The sequence below is a fragment of the Flagellimonas sp. genome, from assembly GCF_965222555.1.
In the GTDB taxonomy this organism is placed as follows: domain Bacteria; phylum Bacteroidota; class Bacteroidia; order Flavobacteriales; family Flavobacteriaceae; genus Flagellimonas.
Map to the genome: position 1 here is coordinate 1,677,053 of NZ_CBDCUG010000005.1, position 21,015 is coordinate 1,698,067.

The 21,015-nt window shown below is 40.0% G+C and carries 20 protein-coding genes; 10 read left to right on the plus strand and 10 right to left on the minus strand.

The window, feature by feature from the left end:
• Nucleotides 1–75: 75 nt before the first annotated feature.
• The 3 genes from leuS (at nucleotide 76) to ACOQO1_RS15975 (ending at nucleotide 4,088) form a co-directional block, all read left to right on the plus strand.
• Nucleotides 76–2,895: a leucine--tRNA ligase gene (gene leuS, locus ACOQO1_RS15965; RefSeq protein WP_420603883.1), complete on the plus strand. Its 2,820-nt coding sequence runs from the start codon at nucleotides 76–78 to the stop codon at nucleotides 2,893–2,895.
• A gap of 92 nt (nucleotides 2,896–2,987) precedes the next feature.
• The gene (locus tag ACOQO1_RS15970) at nucleotides 2,988–3,242 is read left to right on the plus strand and encodes a SemiSWEET family sugar transporter (RefSeq protein ID WP_420603884.1); all 255 of its coding nucleotides are present in this window, start codon (nucleotides 2,988–2,990) and stop codon (nucleotides 3,240–3,242) included.
• A gap of 150 nt (nucleotides 3,243–3,392) precedes the next feature.
• Entirely contained in the window at nucleotides 3,393–4,088 is a 696-nt protein-coding gene (locus ACOQO1_RS15975; RefSeq protein ID WP_420603885.1) for a zinc metallopeptidase, read from the plus strand.
• A 106-nt stretch (nucleotides 4,089–4,194) separates the two neighbouring features.
• Here the strand turns inward: ACOQO1_RS15975 and ACOQO1_RS15980 are convergent, their stop codons facing one another.
• Nucleotides 4,195–4,665, minus strand: coding sequence for an Lrp/AsnC ligand binding domain-containing protein (locus tag ACOQO1_RS15980; protein WP_420603886.1), 471 nt, complete (start codon nucleotides 4,663–4,665; stop codon nucleotides 4,195–4,197).
• Between the two features lie 48 nt (nucleotides 4,666–4,713).
• Entirely contained in the window at nucleotides 4,714–6,087 is a 1,374-nt protein-coding gene (locus tag ACOQO1_RS15985; protein ID WP_420603887.1) for a saccharopine dehydrogenase family protein, read from the minus strand.
• A gap of 79 nt (nucleotides 6,088–6,166) precedes the next feature.
• Here ACOQO1_RS15985 and ACOQO1_RS15990 point away from each other — a divergent pair, with 79 nt between their 5' ends.
• Both ACOQO1_RS15990 and pckA read left to right on the plus strand, forming a co-directional pair.
• Nucleotides 6,167–6,559 carry a DUF423 domain-containing protein gene (locus tag ACOQO1_RS15990; RefSeq protein ID WP_420603888.1) on the plus strand — a complete coding sequence of 131 codons (393 nt, stop codon included), beginning with the start codon at nucleotides 6,167–6,169 and terminating at the stop codon, nucleotides 6,557–6,559.
• 62 nt (nucleotides 6,560–6,621) lie between these two features.
• Nucleotides 6,622–8,238 (plus strand): phosphoenolpyruvate carboxykinase (ATP), encoded by a 1,617-nt coding sequence (gene pckA, locus ACOQO1_RS15995; protein ID WP_420603889.1) that lies wholly within the window; start codon nucleotides 6,622–6,624, stop codon nucleotides 8,236–8,238.
• A 53-nt stretch (nucleotides 8,239–8,291) separates the two neighbouring features.
• On the opposite strand, the gene ACOQO1_RS16000 is transcribed toward pckA, so the two are convergent.
• From ACOQO1_RS16000 to ACOQO1_RS16010, 3 genes are read right to left on the minus strand one after another with little or no spacing between them, the layout of a single operon-like run.
• Nucleotides 8,292–9,035 carry a uroporphyrinogen-III synthase gene (locus ACOQO1_RS16000; RefSeq protein ID WP_420603890.1) on the minus strand — a complete coding sequence of 248 codons (744 nt, stop codon included), beginning with the start codon at nucleotides 9,033–9,035 and terminating at the stop codon, nucleotides 8,292–8,294.
• A 6-nt stretch (nucleotides 9,036–9,041) separates the two neighbouring features.
• Complete coding sequence (locus ACOQO1_RS16005; protein WP_420603891.1) at nucleotides 9,042–9,698, minus strand: DUF4271 domain-containing protein; 657 nt, start codon at nucleotides 9,696–9,698, stop codon at nucleotides 9,042–9,044.
• A complete protein-coding gene (locus ACOQO1_RS16010; protein ID WP_420603892.1) occupies nucleotides 9,695–11,353 on the minus strand; it encodes an ArnT family glycosyltransferase in 1,659 nt (552 codons plus the stop codon). The genes ACOQO1_RS16005 and ACOQO1_RS16010 overlap by 4 nt, the downstream gene beginning before the upstream one ends.
• 120 nt (nucleotides 11,354–11,473) lie before the next feature.
• On the opposite strand from ACOQO1_RS16010, the gene ACOQO1_RS16015 reads away from it, so the two are divergent.
• Genes ACOQO1_RS16015 through ACOQO1_RS16025 form a run of 3 tightly spaced genes read left to right on the plus strand, consistent with a single transcriptional unit; the run spans nucleotide 11,474 to nucleotide 13,971 of the window.
• On the plus strand, nucleotides 11,474–12,202 hold the full coding sequence (locus tag ACOQO1_RS16015) for a polyprenol monophosphomannose synthase (protein ID WP_420603893.1): 729 nt from the start codon (nucleotides 11,474–11,476) through the stop codon (nucleotides 12,200–12,202).
• Nucleotides 12,203–13,537: a dihydroorotase gene (locus ACOQO1_RS16020; RefSeq protein ID WP_420603894.1), complete on the plus strand. Its 1,335-nt coding sequence runs from the start codon at nucleotides 12,203–12,205 to the stop codon at nucleotides 13,535–13,537.
• A 2-nt stretch (nucleotides 13,538–13,539) separates the two neighbouring features.
• Nucleotides 13,540–13,971 (plus strand): DUF4296 domain-containing protein, encoded by a 432-nt coding sequence (locus tag ACOQO1_RS16025; RefSeq protein ID WP_420603895.1) that lies wholly within the window; start codon nucleotides 13,540–13,542, stop codon nucleotides 13,969–13,971.
• Here the strand turns inward: ACOQO1_RS16025 and ACOQO1_RS16030 are convergent.
• On the minus strand, nucleotides 13,968–14,966 hold the full coding sequence (locus tag ACOQO1_RS16030) for an NAD-dependent epimerase/dehydratase family protein (protein ID WP_420603896.1): 999 nt from the start codon (nucleotides 14,964–14,966) through the stop codon (nucleotides 13,968–13,970). The genes ACOQO1_RS16025 and ACOQO1_RS16030 overlap by 4 nt on opposite strands.
• An 83-nt stretch (nucleotides 14,967–15,049) precedes the next feature.
• Between ACOQO1_RS16030 and tyrS the strand changes: the two genes are divergently transcribed.
• A complete protein-coding gene (gene tyrS / locus ACOQO1_RS16035) occupies nucleotides 15,050–16,345 on the plus strand; it encodes a tyrosine--tRNA ligase (protein WP_420603897.1) in 1,296 nt (431 codons plus the stop codon).
• 57 nt (nucleotides 16,346–16,402) lie between these two features.
• A complete protein-coding gene (locus ACOQO1_RS16040; protein WP_420603898.1) occupies nucleotides 16,403–16,789 on the plus strand; it encodes a hypothetical protein in 387 nt (128 codons plus the stop codon).
• On the opposite strand, the gene ACOQO1_RS16045 is transcribed toward ACOQO1_RS16040, so the two are convergent.
• The 4 genes from ACOQO1_RS16045 to ACOQO1_RS16060 form a co-directional block, all read right to left on the minus strand.
• Nucleotides 16,786–17,772 (minus strand): acyl transferase, encoded by a 987-nt coding sequence (locus ACOQO1_RS16045; protein ID WP_420604340.1) that lies wholly within the window; start codon nucleotides 17,770–17,772, stop codon nucleotides 16,786–16,788. The two genes, ACOQO1_RS16040 and ACOQO1_RS16045, sit on opposite strands and share 4 nt — an antisense overlap.
• Nucleotides 17,773–17,841: 69 nt before the next feature.
• The gene (locus ACOQO1_RS16050) at nucleotides 17,842–18,165 is read right to left on the minus strand and encodes a T9SS type A sorting domain-containing protein (protein ID WP_420603899.1); all 324 of its coding nucleotides are present in this window, start codon (nucleotides 18,163–18,165) and stop codon (nucleotides 17,842–17,844) included.
• Nucleotides 18,166–18,308: 143 nt separating this feature from the next.
• Entirely contained in the window at nucleotides 18,309–18,617 is a 309-nt protein-coding gene (locus ACOQO1_RS16055) for a T9SS type A sorting domain-containing protein (protein WP_420603900.1), read from the minus strand.
• A gap of 152 nt (nucleotides 18,618–18,769) precedes the next feature.
• Entirely contained in the window at nucleotides 18,770–20,992 is a 2,223-nt protein-coding gene (locus ACOQO1_RS16060) for a hypothetical protein (RefSeq protein WP_420603901.1), read from the minus strand.
• Nucleotides 20,993–21,015: the final 23 nt, after the last annotated feature.

The following is a 21,015-nucleotide window of genomic DNA, read 5'->3' on the forward strand; positions in this document are numbered from 1 at the left end:
AGAGCAACTCAGATTATCTTTTTCGCTTTGCACGATTAAACCTATTTTTGCCAAATCAAAGGAGTAAGATATAAAATGAATTACAATTTCAGGGAGATAGAGGCCAAATGGCAGAAATATTGGGCAGACAACCAAACGTTTAAGGCTCATAATGATTCGGATAAGCCAAAATATTATGTGTTGGATATGTTTCCATACCCTTCTGGGGCTGGATTGCACGTAGGACACCCCCTAGGTTATATCGCTAGTGATATCTATGCCCGCTATAAAAGACATAAAGGCTTTAATGTACTGCATCCCATGGGTTACGATTCCTTTGGTCTTCCAGCAGAGCAATATGCCATTCAAACTGGGCAACATCCGGCTATAACCACCGAGACCAATATCAATCGCTATCGCGAGCAATTGGATCAATTAGGGTTTTCATTCGATTGGAGCCGTGAAGTACGTACTTCCAACCCACAATATTATAAATGGACACAATGGGTCTTTATCCAATTGTTCAACTCCTGGTACAATAAAAAAACAGATAAGGCTGAGGATATTTCTGGATTGATTTCCATTTTTGAAAAAGCTGGAAATACAAAGGTAGAAGCCGTTTGTGATGATGATACGCGGATATTTTCGGCGGAAGATTGGGCCAATTTTTCCGATAAAACCAAGCAAGAGATTCTTTTAAAATACAGGCTGACCTATTTAGCGGATGCTGAGGTGAACTGGTGTCCGGCGCTGGGAACTGTTTTGGCCAATGATGAGGTGGTGAACGGCGTTTCGGAACGGGGAGGACATCCTGTAATTAGGAAAAAGATGACCCAATGGATGATGCGTATCACGGCTTATGCCCAACGCTTGTTGGATGGATTGGACACCATTGATTGGCCACAACCTTTAAAGGATTCCCAGACTAACTGGATTGGTCGCTCCGAAGGGGCGCACGTTGAATTCAAAGTTCAGGATTCGGAGGACACTATTGCAGTTTTTACCACCCGTCCCGATACTATTTTTGGAACAAGCTTTATGACTTTGGCACCAGAGCATGAATTGGTGGCGAAAATCACAACTCCGGAGCAAAAAGAGGCAGTGGATGCCTATGTTGAGGCTACGGCCAAACGCTCCGAACGTGATCGAATGGCAGATGTGAAGACCATTTCCGGAGTGTTTACCGGAGGTTATGCGGAGCATCCATTTACCAAGGAGCCCATTCCAATTTGGATTGGCGATTATGTTTTGGCGAGCTATGGAACAGGGGCCGTAATGGCGGTTCCTTGTGGGGACCAACGTGATTACGATTTTGCAAAACACTTTAATATTCCTATTCCCAATATTTTTGAGGGAGTGGATATTTCGGAAGAAGCATTTGCCGATAAGGCCAATACAGTTATAGCCAATTCCGATTTTTTAAATGGCCTTCCCTATAAAGAAGCGACAAAGAAAATCATAGCTGAACTTGAAAAGATTGGACAAGGCGAAGGTAAGATCAATTATCGTCTTCGTGATGCTGTTTTTAGTCGTCAGCGATACTGGGGAGAACCCTTTCCGGTCTATTATGTGGATGGAATACCGCAAATGATTGCGGATGAACATTTGCCTTTGGAATTACCGGAGGTTGAAAAATACCTTCCTACCGAAACTGGTGAGCCACCATTGGGCAATGCCACCGTTTGGGCCTGGAATACGGAAACCAATTCCGTAGTGGAAAATGAAAAAATAGACAACACGACTGTATTTCCTTTGGAATTGAATACCATGCCTGGTTGGGCCGGAAGTTCCCAATACTTTAACCGCTATATGGACCCACAGAATAGCGAAGCTATTTATTCCCTAGAAGCGATTGACTACTGGCAGGATGTAGATCTTTATATTGGAGGAAGTGAACATGCCACGGGGCACTTGTTGTATTCCCGTTTTTGGCAGAAATTTTTGTTTGATAAGGGCATTGCGCCCAAAGATGAGTTTGCCAAAAAATTGATCAATCAGGGGATGATCACAGGAACGAGTGCTTTTGTTTATAAGGATTTGGACTCGAACAAGATATTCTCAAGAGGACTGAAAGGAGAAAACAATGTTATTCCTATTCATGCAGATGTTTCTATGGTAAACGCTTCGGATGAATTGGACATTGAAGCTTTCAAAAAGTGGCAACCAGAATATATGGATGCTGAGTTTGTTCTGGAAGATGGAAAGTATATTGTAGGTAGGGAAATCGAAAAAATGTCCAAATCCAAATACAATGTCGTCAACCCCGATGCCATTTGTGAGGAATATGGAGCAGATTCGTTGCGCCTATATGAAATGTTCTTAGGGCCATTGGAGCAATCCAAACCTTGGAATACTGCTGGGATAAGTGGAGTGTATTCCTTCCTTAAAAAACTTTGGAAACTCTATTCCCCCTATGTTGATGGGTCGCTGAGCGAAGTCGAAGCGGAACCCACCGCAGAAAACTTAAAGACCTTGCACAAGACTATCAAAAAAGTGGAAGAAGATATTGAAAACTTCTCCTTCAACACTTCGGTGTCCACCTTTATGATCTGTGTGAACGAGTTGACCGCCCAAAAATGTACCAGCAAGGCTATTTTGGAGCCTTTGGCTGTTTTGGTATCACCCTATGCACCGCACATTGCAGAGGAATTGTGGGAAAAATTGGATCATTCTGAATCCATTTCAGAAGCACCATTCCCAAAATTTGAGGAAAAGTACTTGGTGGAAAGCAGTAAGGAATATCCCATTTCCTTTAATGGCAAAATGCGCTTCACCATGGAGTTGCCATTGGATATGGGCAAAGATGATATTGAAGCTGCTGTAATGGCCCATGAAAAAACACAGGCACAGCTGCAAGGACGTACGCCTAAAAAAGTTATTGTAGTACCGGGTAAGATTGTGAATATTGTTGGGTAGCACAATACTGATTTAACGCTGAGCCAACCGGAGCGTTTATACAAATGAGACATACTTCGTAAGGCTCGGTATGACCATATAAATTCGTTGCCATGGAAACCCTTGAGATTATTGGCCTTGTTGCTGCCACACTGACTACAAGTTCATTTGTACCTCAGGTGTATAAAACTTGGAAGGACAAGTCTACAAAAGACATTTCCTTAACCATGTATTTGGTATTCTTGTTGGGAACGTTCCTCTGGCTGTATTATGGAATTCAATATGATAGTTTGGCCATAATTTTAGCCAATGCCGTAACGGGACTTTTGGTCTTGTTTATGCTTGTTCTAAAAATCAAGTATAAATAATCTTACCTCATATTTTTAGCTTTAGCGAAGACTTGTTCAAGGTAACCTGTTTCTTTTATGTACAAATTGTCAGTAAAAATGACTGATTTTACAATGGCTAGATTTTTGTTGTATTGTTGGTATATTTATATGAATTAAAACACGAAAGTTATGATGACATACTATATATTGATCGGTGGAATTGCTCTAATCAGTTGGTTGGTGAGCAGTAGATTAAAAAGTAAGTTCAAGCATTATTCCAAAGTACATCTTCGCAATGGTATGAGTGGGGCTGAAATTGCCCAAAAGATGTTGGATGATCATGGGATTCGAGATGTAAAGGTGATTTCGACTCCAGGAATGCTCACGGATCATTACAACCCTAAAAACAAAACAGTTAACCTTAGCGAGGGAGTATACAGTCAACGCAATGCTTCCGCTGCGGCTGTTGCCGCTCACGAAGTGGGACATGCCGTACAACATGCCCAAGCCTATGAATGGTTGACCATGCGATCTAAATTGGTGCCTGTGGTGAGTGTGACCTCAGGAATGTCCACATGGATAGTTTTTGGTGGATTGATGCTCGGTGCGGCAGCTGGAGTGGGATTTGGATTTTATATCGCCGTTGCCGGATTGGTGATGATGGGGTTGGCTACCGTTTTTAGCTTTATCACATTACCTGTGGAATACGATGCCAGCAACAGGGCTTTGGCATGGTTAAAACAAAAGAATATGGTAAGCCAAGAGGAATATGCCGGTGCAGAAGATGCCTTAAAATGGGCAGCAAGAACCTATTTGGTGGCAGCATTGGGTGCCCTCGCCTCGTTGGTCTATTGGGCCTTCCAGGTTTTTGGAGGGAGAGATTAAACTCCACCTGTAAGAAAATACAAAACCTGTTTGGAACAATTCAAACAGGTTTTTTTAATTGTTGTATTGATGTGTCACATCGAGCGCAGTCGAGATGTATTTATAACTAAATGGAAATCTGACGATCGATCTGTTGGTGTAAAGAAATAAAAGTCTCTGTTCTGGAAACACCTTCAATTTGTTGGATACGTTTGTTGAGCACGTGCATCAAGTGTTCATTATCCTTACAAAGCACTTTGATCAATATGGACCAATTTCCCGTGGTGTAATGGCATTCCAGCACTTCAGGAATTTTTTCAAGCTCCTTCACTGCTTGGGGATTGGACATGGCCTTGTCCAGAAAAATACCAATATAGGCCATGGTGGTATAGCCCAATACTTTAGGGTTAATGATAAACTTTGAACCGGATAACAACCCTGAATTTTCCAGTTTTCGTAAACGCTGGTGGATAGCCGCCCCCGAAATACCAATGTTTCTGGCAATCTCAAGAATAGGCCTACGGGCATCTTCCATTAAATACCTAAGTATTTTTTTGTCAATTCCATCAATTTTGACAGAAGTGTTAGTGTTTTTCATAGAAAAGCTTCAAAATTGAAGCTAAAGATACCAAAAAACCAAAAATGATTAATTTCCTATAGAATCTGGATTGTAACCCAAATAGGGAACTTCATATTCCTTGAAGGTTATTCCATAAGACTTTAATTCTGAAAGAATGGACTTGTAGACCTCTTTATTTATTGGAATTTGCACTCCAGGTGTAGCGATTTTTTTGTTTAAAATTTGAAGGGTGGCCATAGCAACCGGCAGGCCAACTGTTTTGGCCATGGCTGTATGACTTTGATTTTCGCCCAGAACCACCATATTGGCATCAATCTGTTTTTTCTTGCCATTGATCTCGAAACCAAACTTGTGGTACATTACGATCATGTCCTTTTCGTCCTTTTTTAAGGTCCAGCTATCTTCCAAAATGTATTGCAGCATTTGGGCAGGGGTGGCATTTTTAAGAGGAATTTTTTTGGAAGGGTTAAAAAGATCCAGTTCCAATAGTTTGCCCCATCTTATATCATCTTGATCTATTTTGAGATAGTGTCTCAATTTAAGTTCAACAGAATCCGTTGGCGAATAGGGCAAGAACAGGTTAACAAAGTCACGATAAGACATTCCCTCTGAATTTTCTAGTACATAACTGTCATCTGTCATGCCAAGCATTACAAACACATGCCATGCCTTGGAAAAACCAACCCTTCTCATGGTTCCACGGTATAGGGTCAATGCATCTTGAAGTCCATAAGCCTCTGTATATTTTAAGGAATCACGGTTGGCGTATACTTCAAAGGAACCATAACCTTCAATGTCCACCAGCTCCGTCCGTCTAAACAACTTTTGATATGGAATATATTTATAAGTACCCTCCTGTATAAATTTGGCGGCACCGCCTTGGCCGGCCAAAACCACATTTCGTGGGTTCCAAGTGAATTTGTAGTTCCAAAGGTTGGTATCATGGACGGGAGCCACCAAACCACCAGTGAACGATTCAAAAAGCAACATTTTTCCACCTTCATCACGTATACGGTCAATAATTTCCATGGCACTCATATGGTCTATGCCAGGATCCAGCCCGATCTCATTCATAAAAACCAGGCCATTTTTCTTTGCTTCTTTATCCAACGCGGCAATTTCATCACTGATGTAAGACGCTGTGACCAAATGTTTTTTATAATGGACGCAATCTTGGGCGATCTTAATATGCAACCTTGGTGGGAGCATAGAAACCACAATGGAAGAGGATTCGATTAACCTTCTTCTTTCTTCGTCATTGAAAATATCCAATGCAACCACATTGCAATTGGGATGTGAGGAAACATCTTGAGGAATATTTTCTGGATGGAGGTCACCAATGACCATCTGAAGATGTTCCTTTTCAGAATTTTCAAGGATATAATCCAACAAATAGGAAGTGGATTTTCCCGCTCCAAGAACCAAAATAGTGCGAACCATGGGTTTTGTTTACTTTTGATTAAAACGGACACTAAAGTATCAAATTGTTATATTCCTAAAAAAAATAGAATACAAAGTTATGAACAAAACAATTTTATTGACTGCAACTATCTTTGGATTATTGGCAATTATCCTTGGCGCTTTTGGCGCTCATGGGCTTGAAAAGGTGGTTGAGCAAAGCGCTTTAGATTCCTTTGAAACAGGCGTTCGATACCAAATGTACCATGCGCTTTTTTTGCTTCTTTTGGGAATGTGGGACGGAATGACTATTAACAGAAAAAAAACTGTTTTTCGATTGATATGGATAGGAGTGGTTTTATTTTCGTTTTCCATCTATGCATTGGCACTAAATGAACTGACTACATTCGATTTTAAAAAGATTGGTTTCATTACACCCATTGGCGGTACAATCTTAATTGTGGGATGGATTTTCTTCGGCTATTATATTTTGACGAATAAATCGCATAAATAGGCAATATTTCAAGGTGGGTCTGGCTAGATTTTCTAGTTTTGTACCAACTTAAAATTAACTTAATGAATACGCCTAATTCAACTACGAAATCGATTTCGTTGGATTCTTATGGAATCAATCATAATCGAATACATTATCAGCTTTCTTCTGATGATCTACACGGGGTTACTATTGAAAAGGATATGGGAAAGGAAGCCTCATCTGGGGCTTTGGCCGTAAATACCGGAGAGTTTACTGGAAGATCTCCAATGGACCGCTTTATTGTGGAAGATGAGATTACCAAGGACAAAGTATGGTGGGGGAACATTAACATACCCTTTGAGCCTAAAAAATTTGACAAGCTGTATGATAAGGTTATTGCCTATCTGAATGAAAAGGAATTGTTTGTGCGGGATTGCTACGCCTGCGCCGACCCGGCCTATAAGTTGAATATTAGGGTTGTAAATGAGTATCCATGGTCCAATATGTTTGCTCATAATATGTTTTTAAGGCCAACCGAACAAGAACTGGAGGGGTTTGACCCAGAATGGACGGTTATTAATGCCCCTGGATTTATGGCAGATGCCGAAGTAGATGGTACACGCCAGCATAACTTTGCCATCTTAAATTTTTCAAGAAAAATTGCATTGGTTGGGGGTACCGGCTATACCGGTGAAATTAAAAAAGGAATTTTCTCAGCGTTGAATTTTATTCTTCCTGTGTTCAAAAACACTTTGCCAATGCACTGTTCAGCTAATGTTGGTGAAAGTGGCGATACGGCAATTTTCTTTGGACTTTCAGGAACGGGAAAAACAACACTTTCCACTGACCCTGACCGAAAATTGATTGGGGATGACGAACATGGGTGGACTGCAGATAATTCGGTTTTTAATTTTGAAGGAGGATGTTATGCCAAAGTGATTGACCTTTCAAAAGAGAAGGAACCTGAGATTTACGGAGCTATTAAAAAGGGAGCCATTCTGGAGAATGTAATTATGGATGGACAAGGAGTGGTAGATTTTGCCGATACGTCCGTCACGCAAAATACTAGGGTAAGTTATCCTATTTATCATATTGATAATATTCAGCAACCTTCTATTGGTAAAAACGTAAAGAATATATTTTTCCTTACAGCGGATGCTTTTGGAGTGCTGCCTCCTATTTCCAAATTGACACCTGCTCAGGCAGCATACCACTTTATTTCAGGTTATACGGCAAAAGTAGCGGGTACTGAGGCAGGAGTTGTTGAGCCTCAACCTTCATTCTCGGCCTGTTTTGGAGCACCTTTTATGCCCTTGCACCCTGCGACCTATGCAGAAATGTTGAGCAATAAAATGCAGGAATCTGGTGTGGATGTATGGTTGATCAATACGGGTTGGACCGGAGGTCCCTATGGTGTGGGCAAGCGGATGGAATTAAAATATACCCGAGCCATGATCAGTGCGGCACTGAGTGGTGAATTGGGACTGTACAACTATGACAAATACCACATACATTCAGTGTTTGGAGTTGCTCAGCCCAGGGAATGTCCTGGAGTGCCTACCAGTGTGTTAAGCCCCAGAGCAACTTGGAATGACGATGAAGCTTATTATACCACGGCATTCAAGTTGACCAATGCATTTAGGGAAAACTTTAAAAAGTATGAAGCTTACGCCAGCGAGGAAATCAGGCGAGGAGGCCCGCAACGATACGCTTTCTAAAACAAAAAGGCCCGATTCATTGAATCGGGCCTTTTTTATATAATAAGTAAAGATTATTTGTTAACGCTGGTGATATATTTTTGAAGCGCCATGGTCATAGAAGGTGTTTCAGGAGTTGGAGCCTGAATATCAATTCGAAGTCCAGCTTCAGTTGCTGCTTTTACCGTACTGTTGCCAAACACCGCTATGCGTGTTCCATTTTGTTCAAAATCAGGGAAATTCTTCAATAACGATTCAATTCCTGAAGGGCTAAAGAAAACCAGAACGTCATAAGTCACTTCTCTAAGATCGGATAGATCACTTATCACGGTTTTATAGAAAATACCTCGTTTCCAGTCAACACCAAGTTCATCCAACGCTTGGGGAACCAACGCTTTTAAGGTATCGGAGGAGGGGAGCAGAAACTTCTCGTCCTTATATTTTTTAATAAGCGGAACCAATTCATTAAAGGTTCGTTTACCTACATAGATTTTTCGCTTTCTATAAACCACATATTTCTGCAAATAATAAGCTACCGCTTCTGACTGACAGAAATACTTCATGGTATCCGGTACTTTAAAACGCATTTCTTCCGCAATTCGAAAGAAATGATCCACAGAGTTTCTACTGGTGAGGACAATGGCAGTAAAATTGTTCAAATCAATCTTTTGCTGCCTCACACTTTTTGCCGCTACTCCTTCTACATGGATAAATGGCCTAAAATCCACTTTTACCTTCTCTTTTTCAATCAAGCGTGAATAGGGGGAATTTTCGATTTTGGGTTCAGGTTGGGAAACCAAAATTGTTTTTACTTTCATAAGCTTTCAATCTTTTAGATAGCTTCCAACTATCACTAGGGGTGCAATTTCGAGTGTGCAAAGGTACAAAATAAAATATAAAAAGTAAGAAATTATGGCTTTTTGATGGTTCTTCAACAGCTTTGCCACACCAATAAGATTAATGGAAACAATTAAGATTAAAGCAGTATAAATTACAATCTTTGAGTCTTCAAAAATGTATACAAGAATAATATTACTTATGAACATTATGAGACTGCTATAGTTGAGATAGGAGATTTTATTGAACATCAGTTCAGAAACAAGATCCAGAGTATTAAAAACAAAGCCCTTTGTATATTGGAGGAGTAGTTTTACCATCTGAAAAAGAATCAAAACCCCCATGATCGTAAAAAACACTGTAATTGAAGATTCGGCAGGCGAGGCCAATAAACCCTTTTGGATCAAAAAGATAAAAAGGGATAGATTAACCAGTTGGAAAATAGTCAAGAGGATATGGAACCAATTTAATAATTGACCCTTTTTATTGTAGAGTACCACATATCTGTTGTTGAAGGGCAATATTAGAAAGTTCAAAAACCTCCCTTGAAACAGATATTTTCCCAAAGCCAGCACAACCATGCTAAAAAAGAGCACAACCGTTATCCAGTCCACAGCATTCGCAACTTTGTAAATTGGGTTCATTCGTTAATTTTTATGGGTTTGCCATTTAACCCGGGAAGTAAATCGTGTTCCGATATCCCAACCCTAAAATAACCCGGATTTTCCATTTTGGGTATAGGCAATTGAAAATTAAAAAAAGCCGTATCCCGGGATTTGAGCATTAGCTGATTAAGTTGTATAGCTTGAACCCTTAAAGATTTTAGCTCTTTTACCTGTTTGTACTTGTTGGAATATGCGATTGTGTATTTAAGTTGCTCCAGTGGAATATCAAATCCGTATGGATTGTAAACTTTTAAATTATATTGAAAGGCATCTTCGGTTTTCTCCACGATGCATTGTAGTTTACGATAAGATTGAAAACCCTCCATAAAAGCACCATAAAAAATAGTGCTGTCCGGATGTTTATAGGAAATATCACCAGCGTTTCTATATTTGGAGGAGTACAATACTTTTTCACCTCTTACACGTTCTTCCGATCCGTCTATGGAATATTGGTTCTTCCGATACATATGATTATTAAGGGAAAAAGCAGGATTTCCAGAATAGAACTCATACATGGGTGCCCTACGATAGGAGTTTTCAAAGACTATGGGAATATCACCCGCTTTTGAATTTAGTGAAGCTACCCATTCTTTGTTTCCGTGGGTTTCATATAATTTAGGAAGTAAAGGTTGATACACCAACCACGCACGAGCATATAGCAAGATGATCAAACTGGCAATACCCATCCGGTACATCCATTTTCTACTTTTTGCATTCTCAAGAAGATGGTTAAAAGCAATAATGGCCATTGGAATGGAAACAATAATGATCCATTGTGTTTGTACTCTTCGGTTGAAACTTGAAACAAAGAAGAACAGTAAAAACCCATAGGTCAAAAACAACAAAGCTTTTGAAAATTTGTCAGAAGCCTTGGCTTTATAAAGTGACAAGTAAACCCAATAAAAAAGTAATCCAAAAATAGCGATGAGGTTTACAAAATATCCTAAAGTAAATTTTGTGAATGAATATGCCTGATTGGGCCGTTCATACAAATGATATTTTATGGATACAAAATCATGCTGATACAACCATAAAAAATGAGGAGTGTAGCAGATTAAAGCAATCACAACAGCTAACCAAGCCTTCCAGTCCCTTACAATCTTAATATTGGAAAGAAGAACAAATAAGATGACCAACACAGCATGATACTTACTATACATAAGGGCCGCCATTACCATGCCCATAAAAACAGAGACCCAAAGCGTAGGGTTTTCCAAAAAACGCTTGTAAAGCAATAGAAAAAGTGCCGTGAAAAACAGAAGTGGCGTATCGGGAAGCGTTAAGAACCCATACGCATTCATTAGGGTCATTGAGAACATCAAAAGGAAAAAGTGCAGTACGTAATCTTTTTTCTTGGGGTTGTCAATTAACAACCATAAAATCATATATGTGCCCACAGAAAGTACGCAGCTCATAAACCTGACGCCAAGCTCACCATTAAAAAACCAACTGCTGATTTCAATTAAAAACGCCACCATGGGTGGATGGTCAAAATACCCCCAATCCAAGTTTTGGGCATAATACCAATAATAGGCCTCATCGTAAATTAGTTCCGTAAAATAACTTTGAACAAGATTCAGTACAAAAAGGGTAGCCAGAAGAATGAGAAAAAGTCTGGGAAACTTTTGGGTCATCAAATGCATTTTATAGGTTCCAAAGTTACAAATATTGAATAACAAGCTGTACGGTAATACACACAACAATTTGTAAACGCACGATAGAAAACCGTATTTTTGCCCTCTAATCTTGTTCGAATGCCAGATGGTTTAGTCATTATACCCACTTTCAATGAAATTGAAAACATTGAGGCCATTATAAAAACGGTTTTTGACCTAAAGAAAGATTTTCACATTCTTGTTGTTGATGATAATTCACCGGATGGCACAGCAGAAAATGTAAGAAGCTTACAAGAACAATTTCCAGACCGATTATTTCTTGAAGTACGTAAGGAAAAATCAGGTTTGGGAACCGCTTACATCCATGGTTTTAAATGGGCACTGCAAAGAGATTATGAATATATTTTTGAGATGGATGCCGATTTTTCACATCGTCCGGCGGATTTATCCAGATTGCATAGAGCATGTTTAAACAATGCCGATGTTGCGGTAGGGTCGCGTTATAAGAAGGGGGTGAATGTGGTGAACTGGCCACTTTTTAGAATTTTGTTGTCTTATGGTGCGTCATTCTATGTAAAATTCATCACAGGTATGAAAGTTCATGATCCAACGGCAGGTTTTGTTTGTTATAAAAGAGAAGTTCTTGAGAACATAGATTTGGATTCGGTGCGATTTATTGGTTATGCCTTTCAAATAGAAATGAAGTTTCGAGCTTATCTCAAAGGGTATAACATAGAGGAGGTTTCCATAATTTTTACGGATCGGATAAATGGGAAATCAAAAATGAACTCGGCAATCATAAGGGAAGCAATTTTTGGGGTGATTGCAATGAAGTTTAGAAGTATATTTTTCAAAAAGAGATTTTAGATGCCAAAAACCATAATAAAAAACGCCAAAGCCGTCAATGAGGGTAAGATTTTTGAAACGGACGCGCTTTTGGACGGGGATTTTATAGAGCGATTGGATAGCGACATCTCGGATACCAATGCCAGGGTAATCGACATAAAAGGAGATTTGCTGTTACCGGGAGTTATTGATGACCAAGTTCATTTTAGGGAGCCAGGACTCACCCATAAAGGAACCATTGGCACTGAAAGTAGGGCGGCTCTAGCTGGTGGGATAACCACTTTTATGGAGCAGCCCAATACCAATCCACAGACTACCACTATACAAAAACTGGAGGAGAAGTTTTCCATAGCGGCAAAGGATTCCTATATCAACTATTCCTTTCTTTTTGGAGGGACCAACGACAATCTTGAGGAGTTAAAAAAACTGGATAAAAATGCATGCTCCGGGGTGAAGTTGTTTTTAGGATCTTCTACCGGTAATATGTTGGTGGATGATGAGGTTGTTCTGGAAAAGATTTTTCGAAGTACGGAAATGGTTATCTCTGCGCATTGTGAGGATGAAGCTACCATTAGGGCCAACATGGCCAAGTACCAACACCAATATGGAGATGCCATTCCCATAAAGTTCCATCCTGTTATCAGAAGCGAGGAAGCATGCTATCTTTCTTCGTCAAAAGCCATTGCCCTAGCGAAAAAAACGGGTGCAAGACTCCATGTTTTCCATGTTTCAACAGGAATTGAAACCGACCTGTTCACAAATGCGGTTCCTTTGGAAGAAAAGAAGATTACATCCGAAGTATGTATACATCATCTTTGGTTTTCTGATGAGGATTATGAGAAAAAGGGAACGTTGATCAAATGGAACCCAGCGGTAAAGACAAAAGGAGATCGGGAAAAGCTGTGGGAAGCGTTGTTGGATGATCGCATTGATGTAATCGCTACAGATCATGCGCCCCACACCATGGAAGAGAAAGATAACCCATACACCAAGGCGCCATCAGGTGGGCCATTGGTACAACATGCGTTGCAAGCTATGCTCCAGAAAGAGAAAGAAGGAAAAATAACTTTGGAAAAGGCTGTTGAGAAAATGTGTCATAATCCAGCAAAGCTCTTCGATTTGGATAGGAGAGGCTTTATTAAGGAAGGGTATTATGCCGATTTGGTACAGGTGAACCGAGATTCCCAAATTGAGGTTAAAAAGGATAATATTTTCTATAAATGTGGATGGTCGCCGTTTGAAGGTGTTACATTTGATTCCCAAGTGGTGCGTACTTTCATAAACGGTCATTTGGCATATGACCAAGGAAGTTTTGCAAAAGATAAAAAAGCCAAAAGGCTTACTTTCAATAGATAAAAATGAGAAAGGCGATATTGATCTTTGTTGGAATGCTATTGTTCTCTTGCGGTGAGAAAGTGATAAAAGAGCCAGAAAATCTTATTCCAAAAGAAAAAATGGTCTTGGTTCTGCATGATTTGGCGGTGCTCAACGCCACCAAGTCATCCTATAAGGCTGCATTGGACAATAATGATATAGATATTATGGAGTTTCTCTATAAGAAATACCAAATAGATAGTGTTCAATTTTCGCAGAGCGATTTGTACTACGCCTCCATTCCATTGGAATATCAGGAAATCTACGAAAAAGTGGAGTCCATTCTTGAGCGCAAGAAAAATGCTATGGAAGGGAAAGCCCAAAAGAGAAATGATAGTATAAGAAAGGTTCGTGAACGGAAAAACGACTCCGTAACCAAAGCCAGGGCCAATAAAAAGAATGGTCCGGATGCTTAATCTTTAAATTTTGCACAACAATAATCTATCATTGCATCCAAATCTCCAAATTCAAAATTAAGAGCACTTTTAATTTTTTGATTACTATAAATTTCCTGACGATATAAACCCTTGGCCATATTTTTGGTGAGTCTTCTTCTTTTTCCCCTCAATTTACTTCGGAGCCAGTCCATTCTCCAGAGACATTCAAGTAACCAGAATGGTATTTTTTTATTGGGCGGTTCTACACCAAGTCCGGTTGCAATTTTGTGGAATATCTCTTTATAGGTCAGATTTTTATTGACCAAAATAAACCGTTCGCGCACTATTTGGGATTCCATGAGCATGACCATTGCATTGACCACATCGTTTATGGTAACAAACCCTGTTCCGCCGGGAATAAAGGATTTTTTTTCTTTTGAGGCATACTTAAAAAAAGTTCCGCTGCCCGAATTCCAAAAACCAGGACCTAAAACCACACCTGGATTTACGACCACTACGGGCAAACCTTCCTGGGAACCTCGCCAAACTTCCAGTTCGGCATCGTGTTTGGTAAGCCCATAAACTGAAACATTGGAATCACTCCATTCATTTTCTTCGGTTGCTTCGCTGCCTTTGGGACTTGGTCCAATTGCCGCAATGGTACTTACATAGCAAAGTTTTTTGATGTGATACTCCAAGCAAAGGTTGACAATGTTTGCGGTGCCTTCAATGTTGATTTTTACAAGACGCTGATAATCCTTTGGATCAAAAGAAATCAATGCGGCACAATGGTAGACATATTCAACATCCTTAAAAAGAGCATGAAAGGCTCCAATGTCCAAAATGTCAGCCTGTACCCACTCAATTTTGCCCAATAAGGCGGATGGATTTTCAGAATAATAACCAAAAATCTTGGAAACCTTGTTAATGGTATCTTTATCCCTATAGGATGCTTTGACACTTTTTCCACTTTTAACCAAATGAAACAACAAATGCGAACCTATCAAGCCTGTACCTCCGGTAACCAAAATCATATCGTAAAAGTACCATTTGTATTGGATTTATTCAGTGATGTAAGAACTTCATTTTATATTTGCAGCTATTCTAAAAGATTACCATGACAAAGAATTTTGTGCAAGAACTGCAATGGAGGGGAATGATTCACGATATCATGCCTGGAGCTGAAGAACACTTAATGGAAAGCATGCAAGCAGCTTATGTTGGCATTGATCCTACGGCAGATTCTTTGCATATTGGGCATTTGGTAAGTGTAATGATGCTCAGACACTTTCAATTGGCGGGCCATAAACCTTTTGCACTGGTTGGTGGAGCTACCGGAATGATCGGTGACCCATCTGGAAAATCGGCAGAGCGTAATCTTTTGGATGAAAAGACACTTCGACACAATCAAGAAGCTATAAAAGAACAGTTAAGTCGTTTTTTGGACTTTGAAAGCGATGCAGAAAATGCAGCGGTTTTGGTGAACAATTATGACTGGATGCGGGATTTCTCGTTCTTGGATTTTATTAGGGATGTGGGAAAGCATATTACCGTTAACTATATGATGGCCAAGGATTCCGTTAAAAAACGGCTTTCTTCAGATGCCAAAGAAGGGATGTCCTTTACAGAGTTTACCTATCAGTTGGTACAGGGGTACGATTTTCTATACCTATTTCAGAATCATAACTGTACCCTTCAGATGGGCGGAAGCGACCAATGGGGAAATATTACCACGGGAACCGAGCTTATTAGACGCATTGGAGGGGGTAAAGGTTTTGCATTGACCTGTCCTTTGATTACCAAGGCCGATGGCACTAAATTTGGAAAGACCGAAGGTGGAAATGTTTGGTTGGACGCGGAAAGAACCTCACCCTATAAATTCTACCAGTATTGGTTGAATACGTCTGATGAAGATGCTGAAAAATACATCAAGATTTTTACATTCCTTACCCAAGAAGAAGTTGAAAACTTGGTAGCTGCACACAAAAAAGAACCACATTTAAGAGCATTGCAAAAACGATTGGCAGAAGAAATTACTACTACTGTCCATTCTAAGGCTGATTTGGAAAATGCGATCAAGGCGAGTAATATCCTTTTTGGAAAGTCTACTTCCGAAGATTTAAAACAATTGGACGAAAAGACCTTTTTGGACGTATTTGAAGGAGTACCTCAATCACAAGTGTCCAAGGACGAATTAAGTCCAGGCTTGGATATGATCGGGGCTCTGGCCGCTAAAACAGGTTTTTTGGGGTCCAACGGAGAGGCCAGAAGGGAGCTTAAGCAGAATTCCATTTCTGTAAACAAACAGAAAGTAAAGGAAGATTACCTCATTTCCGAAGATGATTTGATCAACAATAAGTTTGTGCTATTGCAACGCGGAAAGAAAAACTACTTTGTATTGGTAGTGGATTAATTTGCGCAACTTTTGACATAGCCGCTCATCTATAGGGTGAATCAATTCTTTTGTTATATGAAAAAAGCGGGTTTTCTTTTCGTCTTACTTATAATGCTGAATAGTTGTTCCTCTGATGATGATTATGTTGTGGATGCAGCATTGAATGGAACATGGGTCTTAAATAGGGCAAGTTGTTTTTGTGGTTTTGGCGAGGACTTTGATTTTACTGGTCATAAGCTAATGTTTGATAGCTCTGAGCAAAGGGTTATTGTAGAAAACTCGGATGATACTTGGTTTGTAGCTGAGTCAGGAACCTACACCTTTGCAAATAATGGCAATACTATAATCATAAATGGGAGGCAATACATTTATAATATAAGTGCAAACTCAATGGAACTCATTTTTGTGGACAATCCAGATATTGCAGATGATGAGATTAATTTGAGGTATGACAAAAATTAAAGTGCCATTAAGTTGCACCCCCTAATGTCAGAATGATCAAACCTTCCTAAAATTTCAAAAGTTCCATTTTTATGGGTTTTTCCTAAATCTTGAGTGGCAATAAAAGAACAAGAGTATACATTGGCCAGATCAATAACGTTTATGCCACCGGTTTTTCCATGGGGTTGAATGGAAAGAGGATCTTCGGTATTGCGTGTCATAACTTCCATCCAAGGCGGGCATTTGAACAAACCATCGCCTGAGGAGTAGGCCTGTGACAACAATTCTGTCATTCCGTATTCAGAATGGATTTTGGAAACACCGAAAGCATTTTTAAGGATGAAATGCAATTCTTCCCGAATCAATTCTTTACGTCTTCCTTTCATGCCGCCAGTTTCCATAATAATGGTGTGTTTCAAATTCATGGGATGCTGCTCCGCCAGATCCAAAAGTGCGAAAGAAACTCCAATCAATAAGGTTTTTGTTCGCTGCTTTTCCAATTGTGCCAACTTTTCACGTAGCGTCTTCAAATCATATAAATAAAACCCACTATCCGGATGTTTGGACCTGGCCACAAGGTCATTTACCATATATACCAATGAAGAGCCCTCTCGTTCTAAATAAGAAGGTAGCAAGGCCAAAACGCAGTATTCTTCAATTGGCCCATAAAATGAGGCAAACCCTTTATTGTAACTCTGTCGATATAATTCAATATCCGTTACGTGATGTTTGCTGGTATTTCCCGCAGTAGTTCCACTACTTTCAAAAATTGCATCAGGTTTTTTAGGTGAAGAGACTATTTTATGCGTTTTGAAAAATTCTATGGGCAAAAATGGAATTTCATCAACATGAAGAACATTGGAAGGGGATTTTCCCAAGTGTTTGCAGAAGGTCTGGTAAACGGGATTGTTTTTGAATTGAAACCCAAAGACTTTCAATGCCAACAATTCAAATTCGGTGGGAGTTGCAATGGAAAAAATATGTTGAATATTGGCACTATTCATAGGTGCAACAAAAGTACCCAAAATAAAAAGGCCCTTCAATTGAAGGGCCTTTTTTAAAGAATCATTTTTTTATTTTATGACCAGTTTACGGGTCATTGTTTTTTTCTGTTCCGTTACTTGGAGCACGTACACCCCAGGAACCAATCTGGATATGTTTAGGGTATTGGTTGAAATTTTGTCCGTGAGCACAACCTCTCCAAAAACGTCGTAAATTTTAATCTCTTTAATTCCATTGGTAGCGGTTGTAACATATACTTCCTCGCCATAGACGGGATTAGGGTACATTTTAAAACCCTGTAATTCTTGTACTTGTTCAGTATTTACACTGACCAATTCTTGACCAAAAGAAAATAAAGGTAAAGCCATAATGAGAACAAAGTAGATTTTCTTCATAAATGCTGATTTGGGGGTAATTAGCAATATAAAAGTATGTAAACCCATTAAAAAGGGCTATAAAATGTTGTGAAACAAAGAATTATGTAGGTGAAGCTTGAAAAACTGATGTTTTAGCCGTAAGAATTAAGCTGCAATGTAAGTTACTTAACAATAAGTTTTCTTGTGGCAACCTTATTGTTTTCAACCACTCTGAGGATATAAACTCCCTTATCCAGATTGGAAAGATTCAGTTCTTTGCCCAAAATGGTGGTTTTTAGTACTTGCGTACCCAGTACATCAAAAATAAGTATCTGTTTTGGGGCATTTTTGGTGGTTTCTATATAAACCTTTCCATACGTAACTGGATTAGGATACAGCTTAAACCCGTTAATATCTGCGCTTGCTTGTGAATCTTGAGAGAATCCAAGTGAACAAACAAAAAAGAATAAGACGAGGTAAAAGTGCTTCATAAAGTATTGGTTACAAAGGCTATGCCACAAATATAAATAAATTGAGGGCCGATTTGAATTTGGTTACGGAAAAAACCCACACTTTTCGATGAAGTGCAGAAAAAAGCCCTGCAATGCAGGGCTTTTAGTATTAAAATTTGGTTTTCACAAACTTAGAACCCAGTTGTCCAGCCATTTGCCCAATCAGGCTTGGCAGCACCGTTACCAGCACCGGTATTGTCTCCAACGGTAATAAAATCCTGGTTTGCGCCTGTATAATCAGTTTGTTCAAATCCATCAGCAGGACTATCAAACTGCATTGGGTTAATCGATAGCGCATCTGCTTCGAGCCGCACACCAGCTTCAGTATCAGAATCTTTTACTTTAACACCAAGGTCAACACCACTAGTGTAAAAATTAGTGATTGTAAAGTTGCCACCACCTTCTTTAAAGTAAAGGGCTCCTTCTCCTACTGGGCCAACAACAGAAATGTTGCTCAAGGTTGTGGTAGTTACGGGAGTGGCATCACCATTGTCACCATTGTTGGAACCTTCGATTCCCGCTTTGGCACCTCCAGCAATATACCAGTAATCTCCATTTCCTGTCCATCCGTCAGCAAAATCGATAGAGTCATCACCACTTCCAATGGACACCAAATATTTGCCACTTACCGTACCGCCAAAGAACTCAATACCGTCATCTCCTCCATTATAGGATTGAACGTATTCAAAAGTAGTACCTGAACCTACACCAAATAGGGATACTCCGTTAAACTCTTTGGTGTTGTTGAATGTAGCACCGGTATATTCCACCCTAAGATATTGAATGGAACCAGAATTATCATCTGCAGCTGTACCGCCATAAGTAAGGTCAGCTACTTCGGAAGTTGCCGTTTCTCCAACATTTGTTGGTGCTTTTCCGCAGATTACCAAACCTCCCCAATCCTTAGGGGCTGGAATGGCCTTACCTGAAGTCATAACAACAGGATTGTCTGATGTTCCGTTCACAAAAATCTGTCCTCCTTGGGCTACAGCAATATAGGAACTTGTTCCTCCAGTAGCTTTGATTACAGTACCTGCTGGGATGGTTAACTTACCGCCATCCTTAACGATGTAGGAACTGGTCAATTCATATGCGATAGAAGCATCCAAAGTTACCTCTCCGGTAACCTCTCCGCTCAATGCTTCACCTTTTTGGGATCCACTGTTGTCAAGGCCCACGGTCCAACCAGAAGCCCAATCCGGTGCAGCTGCACCATTTCCAGCTCCAGTGGCACTGCCTTCTTGGATAAAATCAGTATTCGTTCCGGTATAATCTGTGTAAGCAAATTCAGATTCAACATCTACAAACTGCACATTGGTCATCACCAATTTGTCCGCTTCTAAACGCACAGCTGCTTCAGTGTCTCCATCTTTTACTTTAACGCCAAGATCTACATCGCTGATAAAGAAATTATCGATTGTAAAATCTCCGCCACCTTCTTTATAGAAGAGTGCGCCTTCACCAACAGGACCAACAACAGTGATGTTTTCCAATGTTACATTGGTTACAGGGGATGCATCGCCATTATCTCCATTATTGGAACCTTCAATTCCAGCCTTTTGACCACCAGCAATATACCAGTTGGAACCTGTTCCAGCCCATCCATCTGCAAAGTCAATGGAATCGTCACCACTGTTCAATGACACCAAGAATTCACCATTAACAGTACCTCCGAAGAATTCTATACCATCGTCACCACCATTATAAGACTGCACATATCTAAAAGTGGTTCCTGAACCAACACCAAATAAGGAAACTCCATTAAATTCCTTGGTTCCATTAAAAGTAGCTCCGGTATACTCAACTCGTAGGTATTGAATGCTTCCTGAATTATCGCCTGCTTCTGTACCTCCGTATGTAAGATCGGCAACCTCCGAAGTGGCAGTTGCTCCAACATTGGTAGGGGCTTTTCCACAGATAACAAGACCGCCCCAATCCTTGGGCGCAGGATTTGCTTTGGCCGAGGTCATAACAACAGGATTATCCGCTGTTCCATTTACAAAAATCTGTCCTCCCTGAGCGACAGCAATATAGGCGCTGGTTCCACCAGATGCTTTAATCACAGTTCCAGCAGGAATGGTCAGCTTACCGCCATCTTTAACAATATAAGCTCCAGTGAGTTCGTATTCTATAGTAGCATCCAATGTTACGTCTTCCGTGATTTCTCCTGCAAGAAGATTGCTGGTTTTGCATGGGTCACAAGAACCACCACAGTCTACTCCTGTCTCATCGCCATCCTGTTTACCATTGGAACAGGTGTCCACCATTGGTGGGCTGTTGTCATCACTGCTACAAGAACTAATCCATGTAACTGTAGTCAATACAAGCATAATCAATGCTGTCTTTTTTCTCATTTTTTTTAAGTTTATATAAATTA

Bases quoted from the DNA above. Each gene is read 5' to 3' on its own strand.
- leuS (WP_420603883.1), top strand. From the start codon at position 76: ATGAATTACAATTTCAGGGAGATAGAGGCCAAATGGCAGAAATATTGG.
- ACOQO1_RS15970 (WP_420603884.1), top strand. From the start codon at position 2,988: ATGGAAACCCTTGAGATTATTGGCCTTGTTGCTGCCACACTGACTACA.
- ACOQO1_RS15975 (WP_420603885.1), top strand. From the start codon at position 3,393: ATGATGACATACTATATATTGATCGGTGGAATTGCTCTAATCAGTTGG.
- ACOQO1_RS15980 (WP_420603886.1), bottom strand. From the start codon at position 4,665: ATGAAAAACACTAACACTTCTGTCAAAATTGATGGAATTGACAAAAAA.
- ACOQO1_RS15985 (WP_420603887.1), bottom strand. From the start codon at position 6,087: ATGGTTCGCACTATTTTGGTTCTTGGAGCGGGAAAATCCACTTCCTAT.
- ACOQO1_RS15990 (WP_420603888.1), top strand. From the start codon at position 6,167: ATGAACAAAACAATTTTATTGACTGCAACTATCTTTGGATTATTGGCA.
- pckA (WP_420603889.1), top strand. From the start codon at position 6,622: ATGAATACGCCTAATTCAACTACGAAATCGATTTCGTTGGATTCTTAT.
- ACOQO1_RS16000 (WP_420603890.1), bottom strand. From the start codon at position 9,035: ATGAAAGTAAAAACAATTTTGGTTTCCCAACCTGAACCCAAAATCGAA.
- ACOQO1_RS16005 (WP_420603891.1), bottom strand. From the start codon at position 9,698: ATGAACCCAATTTACAAAGTTGCGAATGCTGTGGACTGGATAACGGTT.
- ACOQO1_RS16010 (WP_420603892.1), bottom strand. From the start codon at position 11,353: ATGACCCAAAAGTTTCCCAGACTTTTTCTCATTCTTCTGGCTACCCTT.
- ACOQO1_RS16015 (WP_420603893.1), top strand. From the start codon at position 11,474: ATGCCAGATGGTTTAGTCATTATACCCACTTTCAATGAAATTGAAAAC.
- ACOQO1_RS16020 (WP_420603894.1), top strand. From the start codon at position 12,203: ATGCCAAAAACCATAATAAAAAACGCCAAAGCCGTCAATGAGGGTAAG.
- ACOQO1_RS16025 (WP_420603895.1), top strand. From the start codon at position 13,540: ATGAGAAAGGCGATATTGATCTTTGTTGGAATGCTATTGTTCTCTTGC.
- ACOQO1_RS16030 (WP_420603896.1), bottom strand. From the start codon at position 14,966: ATGATTTTGGTTACCGGAGGTACAGGCTTGATAGGTTCGCATTTGTTG.
- tyrS (WP_420603897.1), top strand. From the start codon at position 15,050: ATGACAAAGAATTTTGTGCAAGAACTGCAATGGAGGGGAATGATTCAC.
- ACOQO1_RS16040 (WP_420603898.1), top strand. From the start codon at position 16,403: ATGAAAAAAGCGGGTTTTCTTTTCGTCTTACTTATAATGCTGAATAGT.
- ACOQO1_RS16045 (WP_420604340.1), bottom strand. From the start codon at position 17,772: ATGAATAGTGCCAATATTCAACATATTTTTTCCATTGCAACTCCCACC.
- ACOQO1_RS16050 (WP_420603899.1), bottom strand. From the start codon at position 18,165: ATGAAGAAAATCTACTTTGTTCTCATTATGGCTTTACCTTTATTTTCT.
- ACOQO1_RS16055 (WP_420603900.1), bottom strand. From the start codon at position 18,617: ATGAAGCACTTTTACCTCGTCTTATTCTTTTTTGTTTGTTCACTTGGA.
- ACOQO1_RS16060 (WP_420603901.1), bottom strand. From the start codon at position 20,992: ATGAGAAAAAAGACAGCATTGATTATGCTTGTATTGACTACAGTTACA.